Origin of the sequence: Ligilactobacillus salitolerans (assembly GCF_003864415.1) — a bacterium.
Lineage (GTDB): Bacteria > Bacillota > Bacilli > Lactobacillales > Lactobacillaceae > Ligilactobacillus > Ligilactobacillus salitolerans.
The window spans coordinates 1-770 of the sequence record NZ_BFFP01000093.1; the positions used below are offsets into that span (position 1 = coordinate 1).

General features: G+C 53.1%; 2 rRNA genes. Both read right to left on the bottom strand.

Annotated features, from left to right (window positions below):
* Positions 1–13: 13 nt before the first annotated feature.
* A 5S ribosomal RNA gene (rrf, locus tag LFYK43_RS12175) occupies positions 14–130 on the bottom strand.
* Between the two features lie 86 nt (positions 131–216).
* Positions 217–770, bottom strand: a 23S ribosomal RNA gene (locus LFYK43_RS12180); the annotation flags it as partial.

Consider the following 770-nt stretch of genomic DNA (forward strand, 5'->3'; position numbering starts at 1 on the left):
CGGAATAAACTTAGCGCGGCAGCGCCCTACCCTCACAGGGGGCGATCCCCCAACTACTCTTGGCGTAACGAAGCTTAACTTCTGTGTTCGGCATGGGAACAGGTGTAGCCTTCGTGCAATCGCCACCGCACTATTTTTCTTTGAGAAGATCCATCCTCTCAAAACTGAACAACATTTCTTCTTGTTTCTATCAAACCGCACTTCCACGCGACTCTTTTGGTTAAGTCCTCGACCGATTAGTAATGGTCCGCTCCATGCCTCGCGGCACTTCCACTTCCATCCTATCTACCTGATCATCTCTCAGGGGTCTTACTTCCATAAAGGAATGGGAAATCTGATCTTGAGGTGAGTTTCGCACTTAGATGCTTTCAGCGTTTATCTCATCCACACTTAGCTACCCAGCGCTGCCTTGGGCAAGACAACTGGTACACCAGTGGTGTGTCCATCCCGGTCCTCTCGTACTAAGGACAGATCCTCGCAAATTTCCTACGCCCGCGACGGATAGGGACCGAACTGTCTCACGACGTTCTGAACCCAGCTCGCGTACCGCTTTAATGGGCGAACAGCCCAACCCTTGGGACCGACTACAGCCCCAGGATGCGATGAGCCGACAGCGAGGTGCCAAACCTCCCCGTCGATGTGGACTCTTGGGGGAGATAAGCCTGTTATCCCCAGGGTAGCTTTTATCCGTTGAGCGATGGCCCTTCCATACGGAACCACCGGATCACTAAGCCCGACTTTCGTCCCTGCTCGACTTGTCAGTCTCACAG